Source organism: Streptacidiphilus sp. PAMC 29251, assembly GCF_054208735.2.
Genome location: NZ_CM135725.2, coordinates 2,397,759 through 2,417,610 on the forward strand (window position 1 = coordinate 2,397,759; position 19,852 = coordinate 2,417,610).

The 19,852-nt window shown below is 72.3% G+C and carries 16 protein-coding genes and 3 pseudogenes; 11 read left to right on the plus strand and 8 right to left on the minus strand.

Annotated features, from left to right (window positions below; all coding sequences use genetic code 11):
• The first annotated feature begins 91 nt into the window (after window positions 1-91).
• Together ACXKR8_RS11195 and ACXKR8_RS11200 are read left to right on the plus strand one after the other, a co-directional pair.
• Window positions 92-2,149 (plus strand): annotated as a pseudogene (locus tag ACXKR8_RS11195) (CocE/NonD family hydrolase).
• 73 nt (window positions 2,150-2,222) lie between these two features.
• On the plus strand, window positions 2,223-2,837 hold the full coding sequence (locus ACXKR8_RS11200) for an FUSC family membrane protein (protein WP_462100452.1): 615 nt from the start codon (window positions 2,223-2,225) through the stop codon (window positions 2,835-2,837).
• 253 nt (window positions 2,838-3,090) lie between these two features.
• On the opposite strand, the gene ACXKR8_RS11205 is transcribed toward ACXKR8_RS11200, so the two are convergent.
• Window positions 3,091-3,378, minus strand: coding sequence for a hypothetical protein (locus ACXKR8_RS11205; RefSeq protein ID WP_462100453.1), 288 nt, complete (start codon window positions 3,376-3,378; stop codon window positions 3,091-3,093).
• Here ACXKR8_RS11205 and ACXKR8_RS11210 point away from each other — a divergent pair.
• From ACXKR8_RS11210 to ACXKR8_RS11235, 6 genes and pseudogenes are all read left to right on the plus strand, one after another.
• Window positions 3,326-3,451 (plus strand): annotated as a pseudogene (locus tag ACXKR8_RS11210) (FUSC family protein); the annotation flags it as partial. The gene ACXKR8_RS11205 and the pseudogene ACXKR8_RS11210 sit on opposite strands and share 53 nt — an antisense overlap.
• Window positions 3,452-3,509: 58 nt before the next feature.
• On the plus strand, window positions 3,510-4,319 hold the full coding sequence (locus tag ACXKR8_RS11215; protein ID WP_462100454.1) for an FUSC family protein: 810 nt from the start codon (window positions 3,510-3,512) through the stop codon (window positions 4,317-4,319).
• Window positions 4,320-4,337: 18 nt separating this feature from the next.
• Window positions 4,338-4,676, plus strand: coding sequence for a hypothetical protein (locus ACXKR8_RS11220; RefSeq protein WP_462100455.1), 339 nt, complete (start codon window positions 4,338-4,340; stop codon window positions 4,674-4,676).
• Window positions 4,666-4,980: a hypothetical protein gene (locus tag ACXKR8_RS11225; RefSeq protein WP_462100456.1), complete on the plus strand. Its 315-nt coding sequence runs from the start codon at window positions 4,666-4,668 to the stop codon at window positions 4,978-4,980. The genes ACXKR8_RS11220 and ACXKR8_RS11225 overlap by 11 nt, the downstream gene beginning before the upstream one ends.
• A gap of 96 nt (window positions 4,981-5,076) precedes the next feature.
• Window positions 5,077-5,865: an SDR family NAD(P)-dependent oxidoreductase gene (locus tag ACXKR8_RS11230; RefSeq protein ID WP_458272756.1), complete on the plus strand. Its 789-nt coding sequence runs from the start codon at window positions 5,077-5,079 to the stop codon at window positions 5,863-5,865.
• 64 nt (window positions 5,866-5,929) lie between these two features.
• On the plus strand, window positions 5,930-6,751 hold the full coding sequence (locus ACXKR8_RS11235; protein WP_458272757.1) for an aldo/keto reductase: 822 nt from the start codon (window positions 5,930-5,932) through the stop codon (window positions 6,749-6,751).
• Window positions 6,752-6,778: 27 nt separating this feature from the next.
• Here ACXKR8_RS11235 and ACXKR8_RS11240 read toward each other — a convergent pair whose 3' ends face one another.
• The 4 genes and pseudogenes from ACXKR8_RS11240 to ACXKR8_RS11255 form a co-directional block, all read right to left on the minus strand.
• Window positions 6,779-7,666, minus strand: a complete 888-nt coding sequence (locus tag ACXKR8_RS11240; RefSeq protein ID WP_458272758.1) for an NAD(P)-dependent oxidoreductase — start codon at window positions 7,664-7,666, stop codon at window positions 6,779-6,781.
• A gap of 92 nt (window positions 7,667-7,758) precedes the next feature.
• A complete protein-coding gene (locus ACXKR8_RS11245; RefSeq protein WP_458272759.1) occupies window positions 7,759-8,667 on the minus strand; it encodes an SDR family oxidoreductase in 909 nt (302 codons plus the stop codon).
• A gap of 77 nt (window positions 8,668-8,744) precedes the next feature.
• Window positions 8,745-10,254: pseudogene (locus ACXKR8_RS11250) on the minus strand (flavin-containing monooxygenase).
• Window positions 10,255-10,389: 135 nt separating this feature from the next.
• Entirely contained in the window at window positions 10,390-11,040 is a 651-nt protein-coding gene (locus ACXKR8_RS11255; protein ID WP_458272761.1) for a TetR/AcrR family transcriptional regulator, read from the minus strand.
• Window positions 11,041-11,120: 80 nt separating this feature from the next.
• Between ACXKR8_RS11255 and hpnH the strand changes: the two genes are divergently transcribed.
• Together hpnH and ACXKR8_RS11265 are read left to right on the plus strand one after the other, a co-directional pair.
• The gene (gene hpnH, locus ACXKR8_RS11260) at window positions 11,121-12,125 is read left to right on the plus strand and encodes an adenosyl-hopene transferase HpnH (RefSeq protein WP_458272762.1); all 1,005 of its coding nucleotides are present in this window, start codon (window positions 11,121-11,123) and stop codon (window positions 12,123-12,125) included.
• Window positions 12,126-12,248: 123 nt separating this feature from the next.
• The gene (locus ACXKR8_RS11265; protein WP_458272763.1) at window positions 12,249-13,031 is read left to right on the plus strand and encodes a hypothetical protein; all 783 of its coding nucleotides are present in this window, start codon (window positions 12,249-12,251) and stop codon (window positions 13,029-13,031) included.
• Window positions 13,032-13,053: 22 nt separating this feature from the next.
• On the opposite strand, the gene ACXKR8_RS11270 is transcribed toward ACXKR8_RS11265, so the two are convergent.
• Both ACXKR8_RS11270 and ACXKR8_RS11275 read right to left on the minus strand, forming a co-directional pair.
• Window positions 13,054-14,637: an MDR family MFS transporter gene (locus tag ACXKR8_RS11270; RefSeq protein WP_458272764.1), complete on the minus strand. Its 1,584-nt coding sequence runs from the start codon at window positions 14,635-14,637 to the stop codon at window positions 13,054-13,056.
• A gap of 188 nt (window positions 14,638-14,825) precedes the next feature.
• Entirely contained in the window at window positions 14,826-16,856 is a 2,031-nt protein-coding gene (locus ACXKR8_RS11275; RefSeq protein ID WP_458272765.1) for a putative Ig domain-containing protein, read from the minus strand.
• A gap of 329 nt (window positions 16,857-17,185) precedes the next feature.
• On the opposite strand from ACXKR8_RS11275, the gene ACXKR8_RS11280 reads away from it, so the two are divergent.
• Window positions 17,186-18,091: a TrmB family transcriptional regulator gene (locus ACXKR8_RS11280; protein ID WP_458272766.1), complete on the plus strand. Its 906-nt coding sequence runs from the start codon at window positions 17,186-17,188 to the stop codon at window positions 18,089-18,091.
• 10 nt (window positions 18,092-18,101) lie between these two features.
• On the opposite strand, the gene ACXKR8_RS11285 is transcribed toward ACXKR8_RS11280, so the two are convergent.
• Window positions 18,102-19,829 (minus strand): AMP-binding protein, encoded by a 1,728-nt coding sequence (locus ACXKR8_RS11285; RefSeq protein ID WP_458272767.1) that lies wholly within the window; start codon window positions 19,827-19,829, stop codon window positions 18,102-18,104.
• Window positions 19,830-19,852: the final 23 nt, after the last annotated feature.

Here is a 19,852-nt window from a genome sequence, read left to right on the forward strand (position 1 = left end):
CCGCCCGCTGCGCCCCTGACCGCTGACCGCCGCCCGCCGACCTCTGACCGCCCGCTGCACCCCTCAGCACCGACCCCGGGAGGACCGGACCATGCGCTACCGCGAGGACTTCCCGTACCGGACCACCTGCGAGGACGTCCGCATCCCGCTCCCGGACCGGACCGAGCTGTACGCCCGGATCTGGCGCCCCGTCACCACCGCACCCGTTCCCGCGCTGCTGGAGTACCTGCCCTACCGGCTCAGCGACTGGACCGCGCCGCGCGACGCCCAGCGGCACCCCTGGTACGCCGGGCACGGCTACGCCTCGGTCCGGGTGGACATCCGCGGCCACGGCAACTCCGACGGCCTGCCCGGGGACGAGTACGACGCCACCGAGCTGGCCGACGGCGTGACCGTGGTGGAGTGGCTGGCGGAGCAGCCCTGGTGCAGCGGGAAAGTGGGGATGTTCGGGATCTCCTGGGGCGGCTTCAACAGTCTGCAGATCGCCGCTCTCGCCCCGAACCGCTGAAGGCGATCGTCACCGTCTGCTCCACCGACGACCGCTACGACAACGATGTGCACTACCTGGGCGGCTCGGTGCTGGCCGTGGACATGCATGCCTGGTCGGCCACCATGCTGGCCTTCGCCGCCCGCCCGCCGGATCCGGCGTTCGTCGGCGGACCGCTGGCGCGCGATGTGGCTGGAACGGCTCGAACACCTTGACCCGCTGATCCACACCTGGCTGCAGCACCAGGCCAGGGACGACTACTGGCGGCACGGCAGCGTCTTGCGAGGACTACTCCTCGATCAAGGCCGCGGTACTCGCCGTCGGCGGCTGGGCCGACCCGTACCGGGACAACCGTGTTCCGGCTGGCCCAGCACCTGGACGCGCCGATGCGCGGGCCTGGTCGGCCCCTGGTCGCACCAGTACCCCGACCGCGGCCTGCCGCCAGGCCCGGCCATCGGCTTCCTCCAGGAGACCCTGCGCTGGTGGGACCACTGGCTCAAGGACGGCCACCCGACCGAAGACCGGTCAGCCGAAGGCCGCTCAAGCACCGGAATCATGGCCGAGCCCAAGCTCAGGACCTGGATGAACGAGTCCGTCCCGCCGGCCACCCACTACGACCAGCGCCCGGGCCGCTGGGTCGGCGACGATGCCTGGCCCTCCGCCAATGTCACCATGACGCCCTATCGACTCGACGACAGGCTTGAGGACCAGCGTCCCCGGCCCGGTCGCGGTGGTCTCCCCGCAGCACACCGGCGTCGACGCGGGCCGCTTCTTCCCCTTCGGCAACCTCACCGACCTGCCGCCGGACCAGCGCGAGGAGGACGGCCGCTCGGTCTGCTTCGACTCCGCCCCGCTGGACGCCAGGGTCGAGATCCTCGGCAACGCCCGGCTGCGGCTGCGGGTCACCAGCCCCACCGCGCGCGGCCAGATCGTCGCCCGGCTCTGCGACGTGGCTCCGGACGGCTCGTCCACCCTGGTCACCCGGGGTGTGCTCAACCTGCTGAGCCGGCACGGCCGGGAGCGTACGGTCGCGTGGGTGCCGGGCGAGACCGAGGACCTCTCCTTCGACCTGATCGGCATCGCCCACGCCTTCCCGCCCGGGCACCGGCTGCGGCTGGCGCTCTCCTCCGCGTACTGGCCCTGGTCTGGCCGCAGCCCGCCGACCTGGGCTTCACCGTGGACCCGGGGGCCAGCGCGCTGCTGCTCCCGGTGCGCGACCACAGCACCGACCGGGCCAGGCTCCCGATCACCTTCGACGAGCCCGAGCAGTCCCCGCCGCTGGCGGTGGTCTACGCCGACCCGGACACCCTCGGTCCCGAACGCGTGGTCCGACACGATCTCGCCACCCGCGAATGGCTGCAGCAGGTCGACCCCCGCTACGGCGGCTCGCGCACCTACCCGGACGGCCTGGAGTTCAGCGAGGACGCCCTGGAGAGCTACCGCATCCGCAGCGACGACCCGCTCAGCGCCCACACCCGCTCGGACTGGACGGTCGGCCTCAGCCGCCCCGACCTGGGCTGGACGGTGCGGATCCGGACCCGCTCGGAGATCCGCGCCGACTCCGACCACTTCCTGACGGACAACCAGGTCACCGCCGAGGAGGACGGCACCGTCCTGTTCGACCGCCGCTGGCAGCGCCGGATCCCCCGCACCCACGGCTGATGCCTGGGCCGCACCCGGTTCTGGCCCTCGCGTCAGGCCGGCCCGGCCCCCGCGCCCGGCTAGCCTGGCCACCATGCCCTGGATCACGGCCCTGCGCAGCACCGCCCGCACCGGCTTCACGCTGGAGCGGGCCTACAACGAGCCGCTGCTGGCCGCGCGCGGGGCGCTGGGCGTAGCCCTGGTGCTGTTCACCGCGCTGGCGCTGGGCTCCCCCGCGCTGGCCACCTCCGCCGCGCTCGGCGCGTTCATCGCCGGGACCGCGACCTTCCAGCGCAGCTACCGGCCGCGTCCGGTGCTCGCCCTGGTGGCGGGCGCCGGGCTGTCGCTGAGCACCCTGCTCGGCTATCTCGCCTCGCCCTGGTCGCCGCTGTTCGTGCTGGTGGTGGGCCTGTGGGCGTTCACCGCCGGGCTGGCCTGGGCGCTCGGGCCGACCGCGGGGGTGGTCGCCGCCACCACCGTCTCGGTGATGCTGGTCGTGGTCAACCTCACCGAGAGCGTGCCGCAGGCCCTGGAGCACGCCGGGGTGATCGCGATCGGCGGCGTGGTCCAGGCGCTGCTGGTGGTGCTGATCCCGATCCGGCGCTGGGGCGCGCAGCGGGACGCGCTCGCCGACGCCTACGCGTCCATGGCCGACTACGCCGGCGGCTGCGGCACGACCCCTTCGCGGCGTTCGACCCGGAGGCGCTGATGACCGCGCGCAACGCCGCCGCGCTGACCCGGGGCCAGGCCCGGCGCCGGCCGGCCGAGCTCGGCGGCCGGCGCAACCCGATGGAGCGGATGCGCCCGGTGATGGCCGCGCTGGCGGACCCCCGGGTCGGCGCGGCCGAGGAGGGCCCCGAGCGGGACCGGGCCAGGGAGATCCTGGGCGCGGCGGCCGAGGTGCTGGACGCGGTGGCGCGCTCGATCCGCAGCGGGCTGCCGACCCCGGTGGCGGACCGGACCTACCGCGCGCTGGCCGTTCCGGCCGCGGGTCCGGTGCTCAGCGGCCCGGCCCGGCAGTCGGCGCTGCTGCTGGTGGGGCTGCTCGCGGACACCGCCGACTCGCTGGAGGCCCCCGCCGCCACCGGCCGGGACGCGGACAACGACGAGGTGGGCCATCTGCCCCGCCCCTCGGTGCCGGAGATGCTGCCGATCGCGGCCCACGCGGTGCGCCGCAACTGGACCTGGTCCTCCCCGGTGCTGCGGCACGCGGTCCGGGTCGGCGCGGTCGCCGCGATCGGCGAGACCATCGGGCTGCTGCTGCCCTTCGGCCACGGCTACTGGGCGCCGCTGACGGCGGTGATGGTGATGCGGCCCGACTTCTCGCAGACCTACTCCAGGGGCGTGGCCAGGATCGCCGGAACGGTCCTCGGGGTTGCTGGTGGCCAGCCTGGTGATCCTGCTGGCCGCCCCGGACGACTGGGCCTGCTCGGCGCTGGCCGTGCTCTGCATCGGCGGCGCCTACGTCACCATCAGGACCGGGTACGCGGCGATGAGCGCCTGCGTCACCGGTTATGTGGTGTTCCTGCTGGCCATGGGCGGCGGCAGCGTCACCGTGACGGCCGAGGACCGGATCGGCCAGACCCTGCTCGGCGGCGCGCTGGCGCTGGCCTCCTACGCGCTCTTCCCGACCTGGCAGACGGTACGGCTGCCGGACCGGCTCGCCGCCTACATCGAGGCCGGCGGACGCTACGCGGCCGCGGCCGTCGCCGCCTTCGGCGCCCCCTCCTCGGCGAACCGCCGCGCCGTGCGGGAGACCCTGTTGGACCACCGGCAGGCCCGTGCCGACCTGCTGACGTCCAGTCAGCAGGCGGCGGTGGAGCCGGTACGGCACCGCGGGCTGCGGCACTCCCAGGTCACCGCGGCCCGCTCGGCGATGGCGGCGCTGGGCCGCACCGCGCTGCTGCTGGAGGCCCATCTGCCGCCCCCGCACACCAAGCCCGCCCCGGAGCCCGTCCCCGGCGCGGACCGCTTCGCGGCGGTGCTGCGCGAGGAGACCGCCCGCGCCGCCCAGGCGGTCCGCCTGGAACAGCCGGTGGACCTCACCGCCCTGCGGCTCCACTACGACGCCTGGACCCTGGAACTCCCCGCCCCGCCCGACGCCAGCACCAACCCGGCCCACCTCCTGGTCCGCGACGCCGGCTTCCTGGTCGACGCCCTGGAAGGCCTCCAGAAGGCCCTGGACAGCTGACCGGTAGGCTGCGGGGCCATGACGTCGCAGCCCGCACCCGTACCGCCGCAGGCAGGGGACCCGCAGACGGCGGTCCCGCTGGCAGGGGTCCCGCAGGCAGGGACCCCGCAGATCGTGGTCCCGCCGTGGAACCCGCCCGCCGGGCTGGAGCTCGGCCCGCTCCCCCGCCGCTCGCGCGGTCGACTGTGGTTCCAGTACCGGGCCCAGTGGCTGTATGTGGCGCCGCTCTACGCGGTCCTCGGGATCCTGTGGGTGCTGTGCCTCTTCAGCGACAGCGCCAGCCCCTTCGGGGACGGACGCGGGCAGCACCATCCGCCACTGGCGGCTGACGAAGCGCCAGTACCTGATGGAGCGTGACGGGACGGTGGCGGACTGGCACGGCTACGCCGCCGAAGACCTGTCCAACCGCTGCGGGACCGCGATCGCGTCCGAGCTGGGAACCCGGGCCTGGGCCCGCACCGCGGTGACCAAGAAGATCAAGAACCGCCCGCACGCCCAGCCGTCCGTCCTGCTCCCGGTGCGCGCCTACCGGGGCCTGGGCATCCACGGCGTCGCCGAGCTCGCCAACGCGGAGCACTGGGCGATCGTGTGGAGCAGCAGCCGCGACCCCCGCAAGGCGCTGGTGCTCCGATACCTGCGGCCGATCGACGAGGCCGCTTGAAGCACGAGACAGCGCGGCAGTGTGGCGCGTTTGCAATAGTCAGCGTCTGCAATTACCTTCGAAGGGAAGCAACCGTACCCCTGGAAAGGCAGCACCATGCAGATCGACCTCACCGGACGTACCGCCCTGGTCACCGGATCGACCTCGGGCATCGGGCGGGCCATCGCCGTCGGCTTCGCCGCCGCGGGGGCCGCGGTGGTGGTCAACGGCCGGGATGCCCAGCGGACCCAGGCGGCGGCCCGGGAGATCGCCGAGGAGACCGGGAGCGCGCTGGTGACCGGCGTGGCCGCGGACGTGGCGACCGCCGAGGGCGCGGCCGCGCTGATCGCCGCGGTGCCGGACGTGGACGTGCTGGTGAACAATGCCGGGATCTTCGCGGCGGTGCCGGTGTTCGACATCCCGGACGCCGAGTGGCTGCGGTTCTTCGAGGTCAATGTGCTCAGCGGGATCCGGCTGGCCCGGCACTACACCCCGCGCATGGTCGGCCGCGGGTGGGGCCGGGTGGTGTTCGTCAGCAGCGAGTCCGCGGTGATGACGCCGACCGAGATGGTGCACTACGGCATGACCAAGACGGCGCAGCTCGCGGTGTCGCGAGGCATGGCTCAGGAGGTCGCGGGTAGCGGTGTGACGGTGAACTCCGTACTTCCCGGCCCCACGCTCACCCCCGGGGTGGAGGAGTTCATCGCGTCGCGGGTCGGCGCGGGCACGGACTTCGCCGAGGCGGAGCGCCGGTTCATCGCCGAGGAGCGGCCGACCTCGCTGCTGGGCCGGCTGATCCGGCCCGAGGAGGTCGCGAACCTGGTGCTCTACACCAGCTCGCCGCTCGCCTCGGCGACCACCGGCGCGGCGCTGCGGGTCGACGGCGGCGTGGCCGCGACCCTGTGACCAGCAGGATCAGCCCGACCAGCCCGGCCGGTCCCACCAGCACGATGACTACGAAAGGCACCCCATGAACCACCCCACCGTCACCCTCAACAACGGCGTGGAGATCCCGCAGCTGGGCTTCGGCGTGTTCCAGGTCCCCGACGCCGAGACCACCGAGGCCGTCGCCAACGCCCTGCGGACCGGCTACCGCAGCATCGACACCGCCGCCGCGTACCAGAACGAGCGCGGTGTCGGCGACGCCATCGCCGCGTCCGGGCTGCGCCGGGACGAGCTGTTCGTGACCACCAAGCTCTGGAACAGCGACCAGGGCTACGACAGCGCCCTCGCCGCCTTCGACGCCAGCATGAAGAAGCTGCGGCTGGACCAGGTCGACCTCTACCTGATCCACTGGCCGACCCCGGCCAAGGACCGCTATGTCGACACCTGGCGCGCGCTGGAGAAGCTGCTCGCCGACGGCCGCACCCGTGCCATCGGCGTGTCCAACTTCCAGCCGGCGCATCTGCAGCGGCTGCTGGACGAGACCGGCATCGTCCCGGCCGTGAACCAGGTGGAGCTGCACCCGCAGCTGCAGCAGGCCGAGCTGCGGGCCTTCCACGCCAAGCACAGCATCGCCACCGAGGCCTGGAGCCCGCTGGCGCAGGGCGCGCTGCTGAAGGACCCGCTGCTGACCCGGATCGCCGAGCGGCTCGGGAAGACGCCCGCACAGGTGATCCTGCGCTGGCACCTCCAGCTGGGCAACATCGTCATCCCGAAGTCGGTCACCCCGGCCCGGATCAAGGAGAACGCCGACGTCTTCGGCTTCGCGCTGACGGACGAGGACCTGGTCGACATCGCCGGCCTGGACCGGGGCGAGCGCACCGGTCCGAACCCGGACGAGTTCAACTGACGCCAGATCGACCCTGATCGGCCCAGATCAGCCCTGATCAGGACCGGGCCGGCTGGCGAACCAGCTGGCGGCCAGGTCCTGGCCGCCGTGGCCCTGCGCCTCGGCGCGGGCCAGGCGGGTGACGGACGCCTCGGCCAGGTCGAGGGTGAGTCCGGCCCCGCGTCCGGCCGAGGCGATCAGCCGGGCGTCCTTGACGCCGCCCTCCACGGTGAAGCTCGGCTCGAAGTCGCCGTCGAGCATGGCCGCGCCCTTGGCCTGCAGGTAGCCGACGTCCAGCGGGCCGCCGGCCACCGTCTCCAGGAAGGCGCGCGGGTCGACGCCCAGACCCTCGGCCAGGGTCAGCGCCTCGGCGGTGCCGTTGACCAGGGTCAGCACCCAGCCGTTGAGCACCAGCTTGAGCCGGGTGCCGGCCCCCGAGGCGGCGTCCTCGGACAGCCAGCGGGTGCTGGCGCCGATCACCTCGAACACCTGGTCGGCCAGCGCCCGCGCCGAGGACGGGCCTGCGGCGAGCACGCTGAGCTGCCCGTTCTCCGCCGGCTGCCGCGTCCCCAGCACCGGCGCGTCGACCAGCTGGAGCCCGTGCGCGTCGGCGAAGGCGGCCAGCTCGGCCAGGGCCTCGATGCCGACCGTGCTGCACTGGGTCCAGACCGTGCCGGGCCGCAGCGCGGGCGCGGCGTCCCGCATCGCGGCCAGCACCGACGGGCCGTCCAGCAGTATCGTCAGCACCAGATCGGCGTCACGCACGGCCTCGGCCGGATCGGCGGCGATCACGGCGCCGTCGGACGCGAGGGGCTCGGCGCGGGCCGCGGTGCGGTTCCACACGGTCACCTGGTGCCCGGCCTTGAGCAGGTTGCGGGCCATCGCGGCGCCCATGATGCCGGTGCCGAGCAGGGCCACCTTGAGAGTGTCGGTCATGCCCCCACGCTACGGGCCCGGCCGGGGCGGTGGTCAACCGACCCGGCCGGGTGTCTCGGACACCCCCCGGTCACCACACTGCTGAAAAGCTGTCAGCTCGGCACGCCCCGCGCCGACCTGGCCTCCTCGTCCGCGGCGCCGCCGCGGCCGACCAGGCCGCGCCGGGTGTCGGCGGTCTCCCGCAGCCGGGGCTCCAGCTTGCGCAGCTGCAGCGGGGCGATCCGGCCCAGCACCCCGGGGATCTGACCCCGGATCAACTGGTAGCCGCGCAGCCAGCCCTGGGCGTAGACATGCGGCGAGCGGCGGGCGATCCCGTCCGCGATCCGCTGCACGGCGGGGGCCAGCGGGTAGGTGCGGTTGGTCGGCCAGGGCAGGCTGGCCCGCATCTCGCGCATCACCTCGTCCTCGTCCGCGCCGCGCACCATGTCGGTGTCGGTCCAGCTGAGGTAGCCGACGCCGACCCGGACCCCCTGGTTGGCGACCTCGCCGCGCAGCGCGTGGGCGAAGGCCTCCACCCCGGACTTGCTGGCGCAGTAGGCCGTCATCAGCGGCGCCGGGATCATCGCCGCGAGCGAGGCGATCTGCAGCAGGTAGCCGCGGGAGGCGATCAGCGCGGGCAGGAAGGCGCGGGCGGTGGTGGTGCTGCCGAGCAGGTTGACCTCGATCACCCGTTGGAAGGCGACCGGGTCGGAGTCGAGGAAGCTGCCGCCGATGGCGATGCCGGCGTTGGCCACCACGATGTCGACCCGGCCGAAGCGCTCGACCACCTGCTCGGCGACGGTGCTCAGCGCCGCCAGGTCGGTGACGTCGGCCTCCCACCAGCCGACGCCGCCGGCCGAGCCGCCGCACTCGGCGGCGGCCCGCTCCAGCTCCTTGGGCTCCAGGCCGACCAGGGCGACGGTCGCGCCGCGGGCGGCGAGGGCCCGGGCCAGCTCGGCGCCGACCCCCCGGGCCGCCCCGGTGACCACGGCGACCTGGCCGCTGAGGGAGTTCTTGGGCATGGCGTGCTCCTTTCGGACAGCGACGTCGGACAGCGACGTCGGACAGCGACGTCGGACAGCGACGTCGGACAGTGACGTCAGACAGCAACGGAAGGGGTGGCACCAACAGCCTTGCGGACCAACTGGTACTCCGAAAGGTCCACACTGCGGGTCTCCCGCCGGAAGTGCGCGGTGGTGCCGGGCCAGAGCACGGTGTTGTTGCCGTTGCCGTCCAGGTACCAGCTGCGGCAGCCGCCGTTGTTCCAGACCGTGCGGGCCATCCGCCGCTGCACCTCCTCGTTCCAGCGGCGCTGGGCGTCCGGGGTGGCGTCCAGGGCGGCCGCGCCGGAGGCGTCGAGCCGACGGAGGTAGTCGGCGAGGTAGTTCAGCTGGGACTCGATCATCAGCACCATCGAGCTGTTGCCGAGGCCGGTGTTGGGGCCGATCACGAACAGCAGGTTGGGGAAGCCGCTGACGGTGCTGCCGCGCAGCGCGGCCATGCCGTCCTTCCACTCCTCGCCGAGGGTGCGCCCGGCCGCGCCGGTGATCCTGGAGCCGATCGGCATGTCGGTGACATGGAAGCCGGTGCCGAAGATGATCGCGTCGACCTCGTGCTCGGTGCCGTCGGCGGCGACCACGGTGCTGCCGCGCACCTCCTTGAGCCCGGAGGCGACCAGGTCCACATTGGGCTGGGCCAGCGCCGGGTAGTAGCTGCTGGACAGCAGCACCCGCTTGCAGCCGAAAGCGGTAGTCCGGGGTCAGCTTGGCGCGCAGCGCCGGGTCCTTGATGTGCCGGTCGATATTGCGCTTGGCCAGCGCCTCGGCGGCCTTCAGCATGCCGGGGCGCTTGACGAAGGCGCCGACCTGGGATTCGCGCAGGCTCCACAGCGCGGCCCGCAGCGCCCGCTGGGTGGCCGGCACCCGGCGGTAGAGTCGGCGCTCGGCGGAGGTGATGTCCCGGTCCATCCGCGGCATCACCCACGGCGGGGTGCGCTGCAGCAGCACCAGCTGGTCGACCTTCGGCTGGATCATCGGCACGATCTGGATCGCGGACGCCCCGGTGCCGACCACGGCGACCCGCTTGCCGGTCAGGTCGTAGTCGTGGTCCCAGCGGGCCGAGTGGAACACCCGGCCGGGGAAGTCGGCCAACCCGGGCAGGTCGGGGACGGCCGGGTCGGACAGCGGGCCGCAGGCCGCCACCATCACGTCCGCGGTGTAGCGGCCCTGGCTGGTGTCCAGCTCCCAGTGCGAGGCCTCGGCGTCCCAGCGGGCGCCGAGCACCTCGTGGTCGAAGCGCAGGTGCGGGCGCAGCTGGAAGCGGTCGGCGACGCGCTCCAGGTAGGCGCGGATCTCGGGCTGCCCGGAGAAGGTGCGGGGCCAGTCCGGATTGGGCGCGAAGGAGAAGGAGTAGAGGTGCGAGGGGACGTCGCAGGCGCAGCCCGGGTAGCTGTTGTCGCGCCAGGTGCCGCCGACGGATCCGGCGCGTTCCAGGACCAGGAAGTCGGTGACGCCCTCCTGGCGCAGCCGTACCGCCGCCCCGAGGCCGCCGAAGCCTGAGCCGACGACCATGACGCGTACGTGCTGAACCACCGTTTCGGTGCCGCTCATTCTGTCTCCCATCGTGCCAGTAATCAGTGGCGCAATCAGGAGACTAGGGCACAGCTCCGCCCTCGGGAAGAGTTATGACTCGCGAGTAACAACGGATCGGCCGACGGATCCGGCCGACCGGATACGGGCGGAGCGCTACGCCGACACGCCCGGGACCGCATTCACTCCGCGGCCGAGTCCGGCCAGCAGCCGCTCCAGCACCAGGCCCGCCTCCTCGCGCGCCCGGACATGGTCCTCGGCCCGGGCGATGTACAGGCTGGCCTCGGAGATCAGCGCCGCCAGCATCCTGGTCAGCGGCGCGACCGGCAGGTCCTGGACGTTGCCCTCGCGGATCGCCTCGGCCAGCACCTCCCCCAGCAGGACGTAGCCGTGCTCCTCCACCAGGGCGTCCCAGGCGCTGTGCCCCAGCACGGCGGGGCCGTCGATCAGTACGATGCGCTGGAAGTGCGCGTCGTTGCAGGCGTCCAGGAAGGACTGGAAGCCGCTGCGGAGCAGCTGCCAGGCGTCGCCCGGCTGCAGCTCGGCCCGCGCGGTCTCCTGCTCCACCAGGCGTTGTGCCATCTCCTGGGCGCATTCGGCCATCACCGCACGGAACAGGTCGGCCTTGTCCTTGAAGTGGTGGTAAAGCGCGCCACGGGTGACGTCGGCCGCGGCCACGATGTCCTCGGTGCCGGTCGCGACGTACCCGCGCTCGGCGAAGAGTTCACGCGCGGCGTGCAACAGCGCACGCCGGGTGTCCGCCACATGGTCCGCACGACGACTCCGTCTGATTCTGGGCGCTGGCATACCTTCATCCTGTTCCATACAGTCTGTATGTTAGTGGAGGGTCTCAACCCTTGGGGCCCGGGGGAACGGAGACAGTGATCATGGGACTCCCACTTAATCTGACCGTCAAGATGGGCACGTACCTCCTCAAGCAGAAGATCCGTCGGGTGAAGAAGTTCCCGCTGATCGTGGAGGTCGAACCGCTTTTCGCCTGCAACCTGTCCTGTGCGGGCTGCGGGAAGATCCAGGAACCTGCCAGCATGCTCAAGCAGCGGATGACGGTCGACAAGGTGCTCAACGCCGTGATGGAGGCCGGCGCGCCGATGGTGTCGCTGGCCGGCGGCGAGCCGCTGATGCACCCGCAGATCGCCGAGATGACGCAGGCGCTGCTGGACAAGCACAAGTTCGTGGTGCTCTGCACCAACGCCGTGCTGCTGCCGAAGCACCTGCACAAGTTCAAGCCGAACCGGAACTTCGCCTGGATGGTGCACATCGACGGGCTGCGCGAGCGGCACGACGAGTCGGTGAGCAAGGTCGGCGTGTTCGACCAGGCCATCGAGGCGATCAAGCAGGCCAAGGCGGCCGGCTTCACGGTGTTCACCAACTCGACCTTCTTCAACAACGACAGCCCGCAGGACGTCATCGACGTACTCACGTACCTCAACGACGACCTCAAGGTCGACCGGATGCAGCTCTCGCCCGGCTACGCCTACGAGAAGGCCCCGGACCAGGACCGCTTCCTCGGCGTCGAGCAGACCAGGTCGATGTTCAAGAAGGCCTTCGCGGAGGGCCGCCGGAAGAGCTGGCGGCTCAACCACTCGGCCCTCTACCTGGACTTCCTGGAGGGCAAGGTCGACTTCGAGTGCACCCCCTGGGCGATCCCCTCCTATTCGCTGAAGGGGTGGCAGAAGCCCTGCTACCTGATGTCGGACGGATACGTGGACACCTACCAGGAGCTGCTGGACAGCACCGAGTGGGACAACTACGGCCGCGGCAAGGACCCCCGCTGCGACAACTGCATGGCCCACTGCGGATACGAACCGACCGCCGTGCTGGCCACCATGGGCTCGCTCAAGGAGAGCCTGCGCGCCATCACCGCGGGCTGACCTGCCTCCCCTCCCTTTTCCCCGCCTCCGCACCGGACCCGAAACCGGCACTGGCCCTGGGCGCCACCGCGTCACTACCATGGGCCGACTCCGGGCCCGGGGCGGAAAAGGAGGGGGATTCCCATGGCACAGGCCGATGACGATGCGTTCTACGTACTGAGTGCGGTGCTGCTGACGCCGGGGCAGTTCCCGAGCGTGCTCGGCGACGACTACCCCGCCGCCTGCGAGGCGCTGGGGCAGGAGCCCTGGGCGGACGGCTACGGACTGCTGTTCGGACAGGACCGGTCCGGCGCCCGCTGGACCGTGGTGTCGGACGACGCCGCGCTGGTCGGCTGCGCCATCGCCGCCTGGGACTGCGGGATGCCCTACGACCTCTCCCCGCCGGAGCGCACCGTGGTGGACTCGCTGCCCGGGTGGCCGCTCGGTCTGTCCGTGAGCGCCCCCGGGCTGCCCGAGCCGCACGACCCGGAGCCCGACCCCGAGGACGGCGGACGCCCGCCGCTCAGCCCGCCCGACCCGGAGGCCTGGGGCCCGGCCCAGCGCCGGATGGGGGCCGACGAGGTCGCCAAGCAGTGGTCCGCCTGGCGCGAGCGGATCACCGCCACGGTGACCTTCGACCAGGCCACCGGCAACGCCCCGGCCGAGGACGTCGGCCGGGTGCTCGCTGAGGCGCACGCCTACACCCGCACGCCCCCGCCGGCCGGCCGGATCCGCTCGGCCCCGGCGGCCGACGGCGCCCGGCTGGTACGGGCGGACGGCCCCGGCTGGAGCCTGGCCGCCCGTACCGACGACATCGCCGTGGTGCTGCTGGACGAGCGGCCCGGCGAGGTGGTGCCGATCGGGCGGGGGCCCGACCTCCCCGCCCTGCTGCACGCCCTGGACCGGATGGCCCGCGCGTCCATCTGAGGCCGGTACTTCCGCGACTCCGTCAGTGCGCGGGCGCCGCCACCTCGGCCGCGTCCGCGCCGTCCTTGCTGCTCAGCGGCTTCTCCTTGAGGAAGAGGCCGAAGACCAGGGCGATCGCGATGAACGGCACGCCCGCCAGGAAGAGGTTGCCGATGGCGTGCGCGAAGGCCGCCGTGACGTGCTCCTTCACCGGGGCGGGCAGGTGGTGGATCGCCTGCACGTTGTTGGCGTCGATCTTCGCGCCGCCGGCCCCGCCGGTTCCGCCGGGGAACTCCTGCTTCATGTAGTGGGCCAGCCGGCTGGTCAGCACCGTGCCGAAGATGGCGGTGCCGATGGAGGCCCCGATCTGCCGGAAGAAGGTGGCCGAGGCGGTGGCCACGCCCATGTCGCGGAAGTCGACCGAGTTCTGAATGGCCGTCACCAGGGTCTGCAGGGTCAGCCCGAGGCCCGCGCCGAAGCCGAAGGCGTAGATCGCGACCTGCCAGTACGGGGTGGTGTTGGTGAGCGTGCTGAGCAGGGCCAGCGAGGTGATGATCACCACGGCGCCGACGATCGGGAAGATCTTGTAGCGGCCGGTCTTCGCCATCAGCCGGCCGGAGCCGACCGAGGTGAGCATGATCCCGGCGACGGCCGGCAGCATGCCCAGACCTGACTTGGTGGCGGACATGCCCTGCACGGCCTGCAGATAGACCGGCAGGTAGATGATGCCGCCGAACATGGCGAAGCCGGCGAAGAAGCCGAAGCCGTTGCCGACCGAGAAGATCGGGTTGCGGAACAGCCGCAGCGGCAGGATCGGCTCGACCGCCCGGCGCTCGACGAAGACGAAGCCGACCGTCAGCAGCACCGAGCCGCCGAGCAGCAGCAGGCCCTGCCAGGAGTACCAGCCGTAGGCCGTCCCGGCCCAGTTCAGGTAGAGCAGCAGGCTGGTGACCCCGGTGACGATGGCGGCCGAGCCCAGGTAGTCGATCGAGTGCTCGCGCCGGTTGACCGGGAGCTTGAGCGCGAAGGAGCAGACCACCAGGGCGCCGATGCCGATCGGCAGGTTGATGTAGAAGATCCAGCGCCAGCCGATGCTGTCGGTGAACCAGCCGCCCAGCAGCGGTCCGGCGACGCTGGCCAGGCCGAAGACCGCGCCCATCAGGCCCTGGTAGCGCCCGCGCTCACGCGGGGGTATGACGTCGCCGATGATGGCGAAGGCGAGTGACATCAGACCGCCGCCGCCGATGCCCTGGACCGCGCGGAAGCCGATCAGCTCGCCCATGTTCTGGCTCAGCCCGGCCAGCGCCGAACCGACCAGGAAGATCACGATCGCGGCCTGGAAGATGATCCGGCGGCCGTAGATGTCGGAGATCTTGCCCCAGAGCGGGGTGGCCGCGGTGGAGGTCAGCAGGTAGGCGGTCACCACCCAGGAGAGCTTGTCGATGCCGCCGAGCTGGCTGACGATCGTGGGCAGCGCGGTGCCGACGATGCTCTGGTCGAGGGCGGCGAGCAGCATTCCGGCCATCAGGCCGCCCATCACCACCATGATCTGCTTGTGGCTCAGGTAGTTGGGCCCATCGGCGGGCGGGGCGGGGTCGGTCGCTGTGTCGACCGGGGACTGTGACATGCGGCAGGGCTCCAGGGTGGTTCACCGTCGCTGCTCGGGACCGGGCAGGAGGGCACCGTACCGCGAGGCACCGACAGCCCCGGATCCGGGGCTTGCCTTACGGCAGGTAAGCAGCAGGGCCCCGGTCGCCGAGGAGCGCGACCGGGGCCCTGTTTCAAGCGTTCATGCAGGTCGGGCAATTGTCAGGATCAGGAGACGCTGACCGCGGTGTCGTCGATGACGAAGCTGGTCTGCAGGCTGCTGTCCTCGGCGCCGGTGAACTTCAGCGTGACCGTCTTCCCCACGTAGGAGGAGAGGTTGACCGTCCGCAGGGTGTAGCCGGTGGCCTTGTTGAGGTTGGAGTAGGTCACCAGCGTGGTGGTGGTGCTGCCGGTGGTGCCCGTGACCTTGAGGGTGTCGTAGGCGGTGCTGGTGGTGGTCTCCGCGGTGTCGATGTGGAGGTAGTAGGTCAGCGTGGCGCTGGTGCAGCTGGCCGGGATGGTCACCGACTGGGACAGGGTGTCGGTGTGGGTGGTGCCGTAGCCGTTCAGCCAGGCCTTCCAGCTGCCGGAGTGGGCGGGCTCACCGGTGGAGCTGTCGATGACGCCGGCCGTGGCGGTCCAGGGCGAGGCGCTGCCGGTCTCGAAGCCGGGGTTGCCGAGCAGCTGGGCCGCGGTGCAGCCGCCGCCGCCACCGCCGGTGCCGGCGATGGTCCAGGTGAAGGAGGAGCTGCCGCTGGCGCCGGTGGTGTCGGTGGCGGTGGCGGTGACCGAGTACGTCCCGGCCGTGGTCGGGGTGCCCGAGATCAGGCCGGTGGAGGAGTTGACGGACAGTCCGGCGGGCAGGCCGCTGGCGCTGTAGGTCAGGGTCTGGCCGGTGGCCGAGTCGGTGGCGTGCAGCTGCAGCGAGGCCGCGGTGCCGACCGTGCCGCTCTGGTTGCCGGGCGCGGTGACGGTGACCGTGTTGCCGGTGCCGCCTCCGCCGCCGCTGGTGAAGGCGGTCAGACCGTTCGGGGTGCCGAGGCCGGTCGGGCCGTCGTAGCCGGTGCCCGCGGTGCAGAGGTACGTCGGCGAGCAGGAGCCGTTGTTGCCGCTGGTCACGTCATTGAGGGCGGTGGTGTGCTGGTAGGGGTACTGGGCCGGGTACGTGCCCGCGGCCGGGGTGCCGGCGTCGGCGTAGACGCTGGCGATGATCGGGGAGGAGGCGCTGGTGCCGCCGTAGACGGCCCAGCCGCTGCCGCCGTAGGTCTGGTAGACCGCGACACCGGTGGCCGGGTCGGCGACCGCCGAGACGTCGGCGATGGTGCGCTTGGAGCAGCCGGTGTCGGTCTGCCAGGTGGGCTTGGCGTCGTAGGCGGAGCAGCCGGAGCCGGTGCCCTCGGTGCTGCTGGTGCTCCAGACCGTCTCGGTCCAGCCGCGGGCGTTGGAGGCGGTCCTCAGCGCGGTGCCGCCGACCGCGGTGACGTACTTGGACGCGGCCGGGTACTCCGCGCCGTAGGCCTCGTCACCGGAGGAGACGGTGATGGCGACGCCGGGGTGGTTGAAGTAGCTGCTGTCCGACGCGGTGTCGGTGGAGTCCTCGGAGCCGCCGTAGCTGTTGGAGACGTACTTGGCGCCGAGGGCGACCGCCTCGTTGACGGCGGTGCCCAGGTCGCTCATGTTCGCCGAGGTGGCCTCGACCAGGATGATGTGGGCGGCGGGGGCGACCGCGGAGACCATGTCGAGGTCCAGCGAGATCTCCCCGGCCCAGCCGGTGTCGGCGGTCGGGTAGCTGGTGCCGCCGGTCTGGTTGACCTTCTTGAAGCAGCCGTTGGCCGTGGTGCAGGCGGAGAGCCCGAACTGGGTCCGGTAGGCGGCCAGGTCGGATTCGGCGTTGGGGTCGTCCTGCGCGTCCACGATGGCGACGGTGGCGCCGGCGCCGCCGTTGGCCGGGAGGGCGTAGGCGCTCTTCAGGTCGGTCGGGCCGTAGCCGGAGGGGGTCGCCAGCGGCGAGACCGCGTTGGCGATCAGCGCGGCGGGCTGGGTGACGTCGGTGCGCACCAGGGCCAGGCAGGCCATCTGGCCGACATGGCTGGGCGCGGCACAGGCGTGCTTCACGTGGACGGCGGTGGAGGAGGCGCTGGTCTGACCGGCCGCCGCGTCGGCCGGGGCGGCGGCCGCGAGGACGCCCCCGATCAGTGCGGCGACGGAGAAGGAGGCTGCCGCGGCCTTGCGCAGGGCGCGGCGTGGCCTTCTCGGCATGGGGCTGGGTGTCGTGCTGGGGGTTTGCAACGGACGGCCCTCCATGGGGGGTGAGGACGGCACCCGGGCCCGCTCTTGTGGAGCGGCCCGCCACCGACAGGGGGTCCCAGGTCCAGGGCATGACTGATCAGCATGATCATGTCATTTCATGGGATCTGACACCCCGTTGAGTGGTGCTCAGCGCCATGAAGATAGCGAATGCATGACAACGGCACAAGAACCCCGTAGCGTCGCCACCCCCACCGCAAGATCAGCGGCGAAGGGGCCGCGGAAACCGCCAGATGGTCGCCACTTGCCAAATGAGGGACCAACGCCGCTACGGTGCAGCCATGCATACGGACGACAGGCGCGCAGCTGACCTCGAAGAGCTCGGCCTCACCAACTACGAGGCGCGGGTCTACCTCGCCCTGATCCGCCGGGACATCTTCACCGCGGCCGAGGTCGCCCGCGAGGCCCAGGTCCCCCGGCAACGGGTCTACGACGTGCTGGAGGGCCTGACCCGGCGCCAGCTCGCGGTGCTCCATCCGGGGAAGGTGGCCGGCTACTCCGCGGTCGCCCCGGAGATCGCGGTGGACCGGCTGATGGAGCAGCAGCGGCGCTCGCTCGGCCGGCTCGAACGGCTCTCCGACGAGCTCGCCCAGGAGCTGCTGCCGACCTGGGACAGCGGCCGTACCCACACCGACCCGCTGGACTACGTCGAGGTGCTGCGGGACGCCGCCGACATCAGCGACCGCTTCGACCGGATCCAGTCCGAGGCCGAGCGGGAGCTGCTGAGCTTCTCCCGGCCGCCGTGGGTGACCCCGTCCGAGAACCTGGCCGGGCTGGAGGCCTCGGCCCGGCTGCACGCCGCCGGACGGGCCGTCCGCTCGCTCTACAGCCGGGACGTGCTGGACGACCCGGTGATGCTGGAGGTGGTCCGCCGCTTCGGCGAGGCCGGCGAGGAGATCCGGATCGCCGACTCACTGCCGCTGAAGCTGATCGTCGCGGACGGCTCCACCGTGCTCTGCGACATGCCCGACCCGGTGGCCCGGGCCGGCGCGACCACCTCGCTGGTGATCCGTCACCCCTCGCTGGCGCAGACCCTGCGGATGGCCTTCCAGAGCATCTGGGAGCAGTCGCCGACCCTGGAGGAGGCGCTCAAGCTGCAGCAGGGGGCGCTGGAGGCCGCCGCGGCTGCTTCGGCCGCGCAGACGGAGGAGGCGGGCCAGGCGGAGGCGGTACCGGCGGCGGAGTGACCCGACGGCGTCAGCCGTCCTCACCCCTGAGCGCCTCGTCCCTGAGCACCCGGCGGAGCACCTTGCCGAGCAGGTTGCGCGGCAGCGGGTCGACCCGGAACTCGACGATCTTGGGCACCTTGTAGCCGGTCAGCCGCTCGTGGCAGTAGCCGATCAGCGCGCCCTCGGTCAGCCGGGCGCCCTCCCTGACGATCACGCATGCCTTGACCGTCTCGCCCCGGTAGGCGTCCGGCACGCCGACCACGGCCGCGTCCGCCACCGCCGGGTGCGCCAGCAGCACCTCCTCGATCTCGCTGGGGAAGACCGAGAAGCCGCTGGCGATGATCACGTCGCGCTTGCGGTCGATCACGGTGACGAAGCCGTCCGGGCTCATCACCGCGATGTCGCCGGTGAACAGCCAGCCGTCGTGCAGCATCCGGGCGCTGTCCTCGCGCTCGTGCCAGTACCCGGCGAAGACCTGCGGCCCGCGGACGATCAGCTCACCGGCGGTGCCGGCCGGCTGCTCGCGGTCGGGGTCGTCCTCGTCGACGATCCTGGCCTCGGTGCCGGGCAGCGGGACGCCGACCGTTCCCGGCCGGGCGTTGGCGTTCAGCGGGTTGGCGAGGACCACGGGGGACGCCTCGGACAGGCCGTAGCCCTCGACCAGCCGGGCCCCGGTCAGCTCCTGGAACCGGTCCACGGTCTCCGGTTCCAGCCGCATCGCGCCGCTGATGCAGTAGCGCACCGAGCGCAGTCCGCGCAGCCGCGCGGCGCCGTGCTCGCTGCCCTCGGTCATCAGCGCCTGGTACATCGGCGGCACGCCGGGGAACAGCGTGGGGCGCCAGCGGACCAGCGCCTTGACCACCAGGCCGACGTCGAAGACCGGCAGCAGCACGGTCCTGGCCCCGGCCAGGGTGGCCACGGTGAGGCACATGGTCATCCCGTAGACGTGGAACATCGGCAGGGTTCCCAGCAGCGTCTCCCGGCCCTGCCGCAACTGCGGGTACCAGGCCCGGACCTGGTGGGCGTTGGCGACCAGGTTGCGGTGGGTCAGCATCGCCCCCTTCGGCGTCCCGGTGGTGCCGCCGGTGTACTGGAGCACGGCCACCGCGGTGCGCGGGCTGACCGGTCCCGCGCCGGCCGCGGCCGACCGCGGTCCGCGGGCGACGGTGGCGAAGGGCACCGAGTCGGCCCCCTCCGGCAGCCCCGGGCCCAGCCGCTTCCGCAGCGCGCGGGACCGGGCCAGCGGCAGCCGCAGCAGCAGCCGCGAGCGCAGCGGCAGCGCCTCGGCCAGTGCGGTGGTGACCACGGTCCGCACTCCGGCCTGAGCCCGGACCGCGTCGACGGTGCGGAAGGCGCCGTCGTACACGATCACCACGGTGCTGCCGGAGTCCTGCAGCTGATGGGTGAGCTCGGACTCGGTGTAGAGCGGATTGGTGGGCACCACGATCGCGCCGAGCCGCAGCACCGCGTAGAAGGCGACCACGTACTGCGGGCAGTTGGGCAGCACCAGCGCCACCCGGTCGCCCCGGCCCACCCCGAGCCCGACCAGCCCCCCGGCGAACCGGTCCACGGCCTTCCGCAGCGCCCGGTAGCTGGTGCGCCGGCCGAAGAAGACCAGCGCGGTACGGCGGCCGTGCCGCGCCGCGGCCTCGTCCAGCAGCGCGGTCACCGGCACCGTGGGAATGGCCAGTTTGTGCGGTACCCCGGCCGCGTAGAAGCGGTGCCAGGGCCGCGCCGATCTGTCGGTGGTCGCCACCGGGCCGCCCCCCTCTGAACGCT